The following is a 249-nucleotide window of genomic DNA, read 5'->3' as shown; positions in this document are numbered from 1 at the left end:
GTTGTACGGTTTCCTGAGGAAAGTTTAGGAATTATTGTTTTTGGTAACGTTTCCGATATTGGTGCTTCTGAAAAAGCTTTGAAAATTGCTGATTTACTCTTACCTGAAAAAGAAGAACAAAACAAGGAATACGACCTTACTTCAATAAAAGAAAAAGTTGGCAGATACTATAGCGATCAAGGTTTGCTTTGCGAGCTAATTGATAGTACGCATTTATATTTAAAATTTCAATGGGGCGTAGAACAATTA

1 protein-coding gene is annotated in these 249 nt (G+C 33.7%); it reads left to right on the top strand.

Annotated elements, in window-relative coordinates:
• Positions 1-249, top strand: a 249-nt coding sequence (locus ACRHOC_RS14960) for a hypothetical protein (protein ID WP_431159420.1), incomplete at both ends; no start/stop codon positions are given.

This window comes from Winogradskyella poriferorum, from assembly GCF_050618035.1.
Taxonomy (GTDB): domain Bacteria; phylum Bacteroidota; class Bacteroidia; order Flavobacteriales; family Flavobacteriaceae; genus Winogradskyella; species Winogradskyella poriferorum_A.
The sequence above is the reverse complement of the archived record's forward strand: the minus strand, read 5'-3'. Positions and strand labels throughout refer to the sequence as shown.